Raw genomic sequence first — 8,758 nt, 5'->3', positions numbered from 1 at the left:
TGTCTCCGCAAGCCCGGCCCAGGGCGCTCGCCTAGCGGCTGTGTCTCCACAAGCCCGGCCCAGGGCGCTCGCCTAGCGGCTGTGTCTCCACAAGCCCGGCCCAGGGCGCTCGCCTAGCGGCTGTGTCTCCACAAGCCCGGCCCAGGGCGCTCGCCTAGCGGCTCGCACCCTGACCGGGCTTGGGCGAGCGCGAACTCGCTTCGCGAGCTTCCCGGCGGGGCTCGCCTCCGGCATCGCCCCGCCGGTCAGATAACGCGCTCGCGCGACGCTTAAGGCCGCGGACCAACGCCGCCCTCAGCCGAGGTCCGAGCACACATCCGACGCCTTGGCGCGCCTATGCCGGGACACCCGGGCGGCATCCGGGCCGTCCGGTGCGCAGGAACGCATGTTCTCCGAAGACAGCCGAAAATATGCAGGTCATCCGGTGCGCGGGAACGCACGCATTCCGAAGACACCCGACAATGCGCAGGACGCCGGGTGCGCGGGGGTGCCTGCGGCCGAAGACGCCAAGGCCACCCGTAGTGGACGTCCGGCGCGCCGGGACGGCATGCGTCAGAGGGCATCCGGGCGACACCAGGTTGTCTCGCCACGGGTGCGTTCGGGCTAGTCCGTTCGCGCGGGCTGGGGCGGGGTGGTGGTGCCGGCGGGGGCGGTCTGGAAGACGGGCCAGCCGATCTCGGTGCGCCAGCGGGACGGGTCGGGGGTGTCGCGGCGGCCGACGAGGTAGTACTCGCGCATGGGACCGTCCACCGCGAGCGCGTGCCGCGAGACGTACGCCGCGAGCGTTCCATAGGAACGGTCCACCTCGGCGGGCGGCCCGTGGTGCGTGATGACGGCCAGCTCCGCCGCAGGCACCTCATGCGGGACGACGCGGCCCATCGGGCGGACGGTCCCCGCGCACGGCACGAAGATGGTCGCCTCGCCGCGATGCCGCGTGTACACCTCGTCCGCGAAGACGCCGCCGGCATTGCCGGTCTCCCGCACGTCCTGTGCCGCGAGCGTCCCGTACAGCTCACCTAGCGCGCCCTCGAACCACGCGGCCATGTCGGCGACGTCGACGACACCGGTGACGGCCGCGGCGCGCACCGCCGGCACGCTGCGCAGTTCGACGTTCGCGGACGCGTCCGCCGGGGGAGGCGCGAGGAGGTCGCGCAGCGCGGCGACGGCGCGCCGCGTCCGGCCGAGGTCGTCCTCCAGCCGGTGCAGGTGCGCGACGATCCGCTCGTTGCGGGCGTGCACGTCCGGTGCCGCGAGCACCGCGTCGATGTCGTCCAGCGGCATGCCGAGGTCGCGGAAACGGCGGATGACCTGCGCGGTCGGGATCTGCTCGGCGGTGTAGCGGCGGTAGCCGGTGGCCGGGTCCACGTGGGCAGGTTCGAGCAGCCCGACCCGGTGGTAGTGCCGCAGCGTCTTCACGCTCATGTGGGTGGCGCGCGCGAAGTCCCCGATGGACAGGTACGTCATGCCGCCATTGTGCGGTCTCCCCTCGGGGGAGAGTCCTCACCGCCCGCCCGCCTTGACCCTGCCCGTGCGGCAGCCGGAAACGTCGGTCGCGACGGCCCGCCGGGCCGACGGAAGGAGACCGACGATGACGCAGGCGACCGACTACGAGCCGCGGCCCGCCACGATCGAGGACATCGCCCGCCGCTACGTCGCGGTGTGGAGCGAACCTGACGCCGCCAAGCGCCGCGCCGCCATCGCCGCGCTGTGGGCGGAGGACGGTGTGGAACTCGTCGAGTCCGCGCGGTTCAGCGGCCACGCCGAACTGGCGGACAGGATCACCGAGGCGTACGACGAGTTCGTGGTCGGCCGCCGGTACGCCGTGGTGTCGGCGGGCGACGTGTTCGCCCACCACGACGCCGTCACGTTCACCGTCCGGCTCGTGACGGAGGACGGCGACGTCGCGTGGGCCGCGCGGGTGTTCCTCGTCCTCGGCGAGGACGACCTCATCCGCTACGACTACCAGTTCACCGTGCAGCCCCTGAAGGCATGACCTGCGAGCCCAGCGCACACACGCCGCTGCGCGGTGTGAGCATGGGCAGGCGCGGCGGCAGGCCCGTACCGCATCGGTACGGGCCCGCAGCCGCACTCAGGTGGACCTTCCGGTCACCTGCCGTCGCCGGACGGACCTCGCGAACCGTCCGTGCCCTCGCCCGTCCACCGGACGGCCGTGGGCGTCATCCCAACCGGCGCCGAGTCCCGCTCAGCTCGCGACGAGCTCTTCCTCGTCGGCCTCGACCGACCGCTCGTACTCCTCCTTGGCGGTCTCCAGCAGGTCGCGCCACGAACGCACGTCCGGCCGCCGGCGGAGGAGCGCGCGGCGCTCCCGCTCGGTCATGCCGCCCCAGACGCCGAACTCGATCCTGTTGTCGAGGGCGTCGGCGAGGCACTCCGTGCGCACCGGGCAGCCGCGGCAGATGAGCTTGGCCCGGTTCTGCGCCGCTCCCTGAACGAACAGGGCGTCCGGATCCGCGTTACGGCAGGCGGCGCGGGCGGTCCAATCCGTGATCCACATCTTGGCCCCACTCCCCTAGGGTCTGTGTCGATTTGCGCTCCTTGGCCGGACGGGCGCGGACGTCAGGCCGCCAAACGAAAGCCGTGGGGAAGAACTTACGGAAGCGAGGGACGATTCAACAGACCCCGATGGGCCCATTCTCGATATAGCCCACCGGGGCCATACCGCCGGAACGGACTAGTTACCTGTAGTTGACGCGCCAGACATGGCGCAGGTTGTCACGAGGGGCACATACCGGACGAACGTGTTGCGCCGGCGGCCCGCTGCGCCCAGGCCCGGGGGACCTGTCCCGTATGCACTGGTCGTCCCGCGTACCCTAGACCCCGTGCGCGATGCGAAGCTAGATCGGGGTAAGGCCTTCTCCACGCTGTTCAGGCTGCTGGGGGCAGGTGTCGTCGCGGGCGTTCTGGTCGCGTTCATCGCGCTTCCCGGCGTCGGCAGTGCGGGACTGACCGCGCGCGACGCCGCGAACAACTTCGAGAACATGGACAGCGCCCTCAAGACGACACCACCGTCGGAGAAGACGGTGATGTACGACGCGAACGGCAAGCAAGTGGCCACGTTCTTCGACAAGTACCGCGAGTCCGTCCGGCTCGACCAGGTCGCGCCCATCATGCGGCAGGCGATGGTCGACATCGAGGACTCGCGCTTCTACAAGCACGGCGCCCTCGACCTCAAGGGCACGATCCGCGCGCTGGCGTCCAACGTCGAGTCCGAGCAGACGCAGGGCGGGTCCACCCTCACCCAGCAGTACGTGAAGAACCTGCTCGTCGACCAGGCGACGACCGAGAAGGAGTACCAGGAGGTCACGGCCCCGACCGTCGGCCGCAAGCTCCGCGAGCTACGCTACGCGCTCGACATCGAGCAGCGCATGACCAAGGACCAGATCCTCGAGGGCTACCTGAACGTCGCGTACTTCAGCGCCGGCGCCTACGGCATCCAGGCCGCCGCCAAGCGGTACTTCAGCGTCCCCGCGAACAAGCTGAACCTCGGGCAGGCCGCCCTGCTGGCCGGCATCACGCAGAACCCCACCCTGTACGACCCGATCCGCAACCCGAAGGAGGCCCGCAAGCGGCGCGACATCGTCCTCTACCGGATGGCGCAGCTCGGGCACATCTCCAAGGCGCAGGCGGACGCCGAGGCCGCCAAGCCGATCCTGCTGAACCGCACCGACCCGGTCGGCGGCTGCGAGTCCAGCAAGGCGCCGTACTTCTGCGAGTACGTCAAGTACGACATGCTCGACATCCTCTCCAACGGCAAGTACTGGTCGATGACACCGAAGGAGCAGGAGAGCGTCGTCAACAAGCTGAACCGCGGCGGCTACACCATCCGCACCACGCTCGACATGAAGGCGCAGAACGCCGTCGACCGGGCGCTGCGCAGCAACGTCGCGCCGGCCGGCAACCGCGTCGGCGCCGAGGCGATGGTCGAGCCCGGCACCGGCCGGATCAAGGCGATCGGGCTGAGCAAGCGGTTCGGCGCCGGCAAGGGCCGCACCACCATCAACCTGCCCGCCGACGTCCACCACGGCGGCGGCACCGGCGTGTCCGCCGGGTCGACGTTCAAGACCTTCACGCTCGCCGCGGCGCTGGACGAGGGCATCCCGGTCAGCACCTCCATCAACTCGCCGCAGACGACGACCGTCAGCGGCTTCCAGCCCTGCAAGTACACCGGGACCATCAACGGGGTGAAGTACAAGAACCAGATGGCGGGCGGCGGCACCTGGACGCTCCACAACGCCGGTGACAGCGAGGCGGGCAACTTCGACCTCAAGACCGCGACCTGGCACTCGGTCAACACGTTCTACGCCCAGCTGGAGAAGCGCGTCGGCGTCTGCGACGCCGTCGCCATGGCGAAGGCGTTCGGCATGAAGCAGGCCAACGGCCAGGAGCTCGCGCCCGTCCCGTCCCAGGTCCTCGGCACCAACGACGTCGACATGGTCCACCTCGCCGCCGCCTACGCCGGCTTCGCCGCCCGCGGCAAGTACTGCTCGCCCCTGTCCGTCACGCAGGTCATCGACTCCGACGGCAAGCAGCTGAAGCTGCCCAAGCAGGACTGCCACCAGGCCGTCGACCAGGCCGTCGCCGACAAGGTCGACTCGATCCTCAAGGGCGTCCTCACCAAGGGCACCGCCGCCGGGCGCGGCATCGGCCGCCCCGCCGCCGGCAAGACCGGCACCTGCGAGGAGTTCACCTGCGCGGTGTTCGCCGGCTTCACCCCGAACCTGGCCGCCGCCACCGCCTACTGGGACTACCGCGGCCCCTGGCAGTACAAGGTGTACGGCGTGTACGGCGCGGACACCCCCGGCGCCATGTGGCAGCAGAGCATGCAGTCCGCGCTGGCCGGCAAGCCCGCCCCCGACTTCAACACCCCGTCCCGCGACTTCGGCGACACCACCAGCGTCCCGAAGGTGAAGGGCATGAAGGTCGCCGCGGCCAGGGCCAAGCTCCTGGGCGCCGACCTCAAGGTGCAGGTCGCGTCCGGGTCCGTCGACTCCGACCAGCCGAAGGGCACGGTCGTGTCCACCTCGCCGGACGCGGGCACCGAGGTCCCGCCCGGCACCACCGTCATCCTCTACATCAGCAGCGGCAAGAAGAAGCCCGGCGACGCGGGCGGGAACGGGCACGGCAACAACGGGGACGGCGGCAACGGCCAGGGCTACCCCGGCTGGCCGCCGCCCGGCAACTGACGACACGCGACCCGGCGACCGCCGGACATGAGAAGGGCCCGGCGACCGCCGGGCCCTTCGCTCACTGCGCGAGCTGCCGCTTGACCTCCGCGGCGACCCGCCCGCCCTCGGCGCGCCCCGCGACCTTCGGGTTCACGACCTTCATGACCTGCCCCATCGCCCGCGGCCCCGCCGCGCCCGACTCGGCGATGGCGTCCGCGACCAGCGCGGTCAGCTCCTCGTCGGACAGCTGCGCGGGCAGGTACTCCTCCAGCACCGCGCCCTCGTCCCGCTCCGCCTGCGCCTGCTCGGCGCGGCCCGCGTCCCCGAACGCCGTCGCGGCCTCCCGGCGCTTCTTCGCCTCCCGGGTCAGCACCTTCACCACGTCGTCGTCGGACAGCTCGCGCGACCGCTTGCCGGCGACCTCCTCGTTCTTCACGGCCGTCAGCGCCATCCGCAGCGTCCGCGTGCGGACGTCGTCGCGCGCCTTCATCGCCGCCGACAGGTCGGTCTCGAGCTTCTCCTTCAGGGCACTCATGGTCACATCATGCCCGCACGAACCCGGCCGCCTCATCAGGATTACCGCGAGGTGCCCATCTCTGGAACCATGGGAACCAGAGAAGGGAGAACCGTGCGAAAGATCTACGCCGCGTCCCTCGGCCTCCTGGGCGCGGGCGCCGCTACCTTCGGGTACGCCTCGGTGATCGAGCGGAACTGGTTCCGGCTCCGCCGGTTCGACGTGCCGGTGCTGCCGCCCGGCCGTCCCTCGGTCAAGATCCTGCACATCTCCGACGCGCACCTCACGCCCGGACGCTCCCGCCTCATCCACTGGGTGCGCTCCCTGGACGCCCTGGAGCCCGACCTCGTCGTCAACACCGGCGACACCCTCTCGCACCGGGACGCGATCGGCCCCTTCCTGGACGCCCTCGGCCCCCTCCTGGACCGTCCCGGCGTCTTCGTCTACGGGTCCAACGACCTGTACTCCCCGATCTTCAAGAACCCCCTGCGCTACATCTGGCGCACCAGCAAGTCCGACTACAAGCGGCACCGCCGCGAACCCGACCTGCCCTACCGCGAGCTCGGCTCGTCCCTGCAGGCCGCCGGATGGCTCGACCTGAACAACCGCATCGGGCGCCTCAAGGTCGGCGAGCTCGACGTCGAGTTCGGCGGGATCGACGACTCCCACATCAACCGCGACCGCTACGACAAGGTCGCCGGCCCCGTCGACCCGCAGGCGGACGTCCACCTCGGCGTCATGCACTCGCCCGAGCCCCGCAACCTCGACCGGTTCGCCGCCGACGGCTACGACCTCCTCCTCGCCGGCCACACCCACGGCGGCCAGGTCTGCGTCCCGTTCTACGGCGCCCTCGCCACCAACTGCGGCATCGACCGGCCCCGCGTCAAGGGCCTGCACCGGCACCGCGGCTCCTGGCTGCACGTCTCCGCCGGCCTCGGCACGTCCCCGAAGGCCCCCATGCGCTTCTGCTGCCCCCCGGAGGCGTCCCTCCTCACCCTCGTCCCCCGGTGAACTGGCGGACCTCCCGCCTCCAGGCCGCCCTCTACGACGCGGGCGTCCACAACCCCACCGTCTCCCGCCTGGCCGCCCGCGCCCTGTGGGGCTATGACATAACCCACCTATGGCGCAGCCTCGCGATCCGCCCCGAGGGCCCCACCCTCGACATCCCCTGCGGCGGCGGCCTGGCGCCTTTGAGCGCCCACCACGTCTCCGCCGACCTCTCCCCGGCCATGCTCCACCGAGCCCGCCGCCGAGGCGCCCGAACCCTCGTCCAAGCGGACATAACGAACCTCCCCTTCCCGTCGGCCACCTTCGCCACCTGCCTCACCTACAAGGCCTCCACTGCCTCCCCGACCCCGCGAAGGCCGTCTCCGAACTGGCCCGCGTCCTCCGCCCGGGCGGCGCCCTCCGAGGCACCACCCTCGTCCGCGGCACCTCCCCCCGCCACGACGCCCTCTTCGCCCTCATGCGCCGCTTCGGCCTCTTCGGCCCCTCCGGCACCACCGCCGATCTCCGCGCCTGGCTCACCGCCGCCGGCCTGACCGACATCACCCTCACCCCCTCCGGCGCCGTGACCGGCTTCACAGCCCGAAAATCAGGGACGCAGCACTCCCGAACATCCGCTAAAGTGGTCTAGGCGCCGGGAGCACGTACGACTCCCGGGCAGCCACCACCGGGGTGTAGCGCAGCTTGGCAGCGCGCTTCGTTCGGGACGAAGAGGTCGTGGGTTCAAATCCCGCCACCCCGACAGATAACGCCAGATCAGAGGCCGGTTCTCCACCAAGGAGACCGGCCTCAAGATCTTTTGTCCGCCATCGGTCCGCGAACCCAACCGTCACCCCCGAACACCGTCCGCCCCAGACCAGCACTGAGCGGACCGCCTCCAGTCACCGCAGGTTCAGATTCGCAACTCACCCGGCCATCGTCGGCATCCACCGAGCCAGTTCCGCGTCACCTGGCCCAGGGGTGACTCGGGTGGACTCGGGAGTTGCTCGGGAGGCTCCTGCACGCGAGGTTGCAGTCGGGTCCAGCCTGCCGAGGGTCCTCACAGCAACCCGGCTCCACCAGCCTGTGATGCCGATCGCCGCTCAACTGCAGCCCAAGCGCGCTCAGGCCGGCGCGACTAAGTGTCCGCAGCACAGCCACAGCAGTCGATGCAGTTTCATCGAAGTGGACGGATCGCTGAGTCCCAGCACTCCGACGATGGTCAGTCGCATGCTTCTCGCAGAAGACCGATGAGACTTCGAGCGCATGGCGAATTGCGGACGTCCCCCGCGCGAAACTACACTCGGACGCTTACGTATGAGGCTGCAGTTTCCGCGCAGTGCGCAGGATGGGGGAGCGACAGGTGAGCACGGACAAGCGCAGGGCAGTGGTCCTACTGAGTGGTGGCCTCGATTCGACCACCGTGCTGGCGATCGCCCAGGATGAGGGATACGAGACATACGCCCTCAGCTTCCGGTATGGACAGCGGCACACCGAGGAGCTCGACGCGGCTAAGAAGGTGGCTCGCGAACTGGGGGCTACCGAGCACGTGATCGCCGACATCAACCTTGCCGTCTTCGGTGGCTCGGCGCTGACTGACGACTCTCTCGACGTCCCCCACCACGCCAATGCGGACGAACTGGGCGAGGAGATCCCGATCACGTACGTGCCTGCGCGTAACACCGTCTTCCTATCGTTCGCGCTCGCCTGGGCCGAGACCCTGGGCTCGTCGGATGTGTTTATCGGTGTCAACGCCATGGACTACAGCGGCTACCCCGACTGCCGGCCGGAGTACATCGAGGCGTATGAGCGCATGGCGAACCTCGCTACCAAGGCCGGCGTCGAAGGCACCCAGAAGCTCAAGATCCACACCCCGCTGATCGATCTGACCAAAGCTCAGACCATCGAGCGAGGCCTGTCCCTCGGCGTGGACTATGGCTGGACGCACAGCTGCTACGACCCCATCGACGGCCGCGCGTGCGAGACGTGCGACTCGTGCCTTCTTCGCAGCCGGGGCTTCGCCGAGCTCGGCCTTGTCGATCCCTCCTTCACGTCAGCGAAGGCTTGACGGCCC

General features: G+C 70.1%; 7 protein-coding genes and 1 tRNA gene. 5 read left to right on the top strand and 3 right to left on the bottom strand.

What is annotated here, in order from left to right:
* Positions 1–603: 603 nt before the first annotated feature.
* Entirely contained in the window at positions 604–1,464 is an 861-nt protein-coding gene (locus amrb99_RS12220; RefSeq protein WP_190856035.1) for a MerR family transcriptional regulator, read from the bottom strand.
* Between the two features lie 124 nt (positions 1,465–1,588).
* Between amrb99_RS12220 and amrb99_RS12215 the strand changes: the two genes are divergently transcribed.
* Positions 1,589–1,993, top strand: coding sequence for a hypothetical protein (locus tag amrb99_RS12215; RefSeq protein ID WP_190856034.1), 405 nt, complete (start codon positions 1,589–1,591; stop codon positions 1,991–1,993).
* Between the two features lie 210 nt (positions 1,994–2,203).
* Here the strand turns inward: amrb99_RS12215 and amrb99_RS12210 are convergent, their stop codons facing one another.
* Positions 2,204–2,515 (bottom strand): WhiB family transcriptional regulator, encoded by a 312-nt coding sequence (locus amrb99_RS12210; protein WP_151540244.1) that lies wholly within the window; start codon positions 2,513–2,515, stop codon positions 2,204–2,206.
* Between the two features lie 325 nt (positions 2,516–2,840).
* Here amrb99_RS12210 and amrb99_RS12205 point away from each other — a divergent pair, with 325 nt between their 5' ends.
* Positions 2,841–5,204 carry a transglycosylase domain-containing protein gene (locus amrb99_RS12205; protein WP_190856033.1) on the top strand — a complete coding sequence of 788 codons (2,364 nt, stop codon included), beginning with the start codon at positions 2,841–2,843 and terminating at the stop codon, positions 5,202–5,204.
* Between the two features lie 61 nt (positions 5,205–5,265).
* Here the strand turns inward: amrb99_RS12205 and amrb99_RS12200 are convergent, their stop codons facing one another.
* Complete coding sequence (locus amrb99_RS12200; RefSeq protein WP_190856032.1) at positions 5,266–5,721, bottom strand: GatB/YqeY domain-containing protein; 456 nt, start codon at positions 5,719–5,721, stop codon at positions 5,266–5,268.
* 69 nt (positions 5,722–5,790) lie between these two features.
* Between amrb99_RS12200 and amrb99_RS12195 the strand changes: the two genes are divergently transcribed.
* The 3 genes from amrb99_RS12195 to queC all read left to right on the top strand — a co-directional run bounded on the left by amrb99_RS12195 (position 5,791) and on the right by queC (position 8,752).
* The gene (locus amrb99_RS12195; RefSeq protein ID WP_190856031.1) at positions 5,791–6,711 is read left to right on the top strand and encodes a metallophosphoesterase; all 921 of its coding nucleotides are present in this window, start codon (positions 5,791–5,793) and stop codon (positions 6,709–6,711) included.
* Positions 6,712–7,373: 662 nt separating this feature from the next.
* Positions 7,374–7,447: transfer RNA gene (locus amrb99_RS12190), tRNA-Pro, on the top strand.
* Between the two features lie 600 nt (positions 7,448–8,047).
* Positions 8,048–8,752 carry a 7-cyano-7-deazaguanine synthase QueC gene (gene queC / locus amrb99_RS12185; protein WP_347256649.1) on the top strand — a complete coding sequence of 235 codons (705 nt, stop codon included), beginning with the start codon at positions 8,048–8,050 and terminating at the stop codon, positions 8,750–8,752.
* Positions 8,753–8,758: the final 6 nt, after the last annotated feature.

It is taken from the genome of Actinomadura sp. RB99, from assembly GCF_014706005.1.
GTDB lineage: Bacteria > Actinomycetota > Actinomycetes > Streptosporangiales > Streptosporangiaceae > Spirillospora.
This window is presented reverse-complemented; position numbering and strand designations above follow the sequence as displayed.

What these genes read in the sequence shown, in the direction of transcription:
- amrb99_RS12215 (WP_190856034.1), top strand. Translation starts at nt 1,589, where the DNA reads ATGACGCAGGCGACCGACTACGAGCCGCGGCCCGCCACGATCGAGGAC.
- amrb99_RS12200 (WP_190856032.1), bottom strand. Translation starts at nt 5,721, where the DNA reads ATGAGTGCCCTGAAGGAGAAGCTCGAGACCGACCTGTCGGCGGCGATG.
- amrb99_RS12210 (WP_151540244.1), bottom strand. Translation starts at nt 2,515, where the DNA reads ATGTGGATCACGGATTGGACCGCCCGCGCCGCCTGCCGTAACGCGGAT.
- amrb99_RS12195 (WP_190856031.1), top strand. Translation starts at nt 5,791, where the DNA reads ATGGGAACCAGAGAAGGGAGAACCGTGCGAAAGATCTACGCCGCGTCC.
- amrb99_RS12220 (WP_190856035.1), bottom strand. Translation starts at nt 1,464, where the DNA reads ATGACGTACCTGTCCATCGGGGACTTCGCGCGCGCCACCCACATGAGC.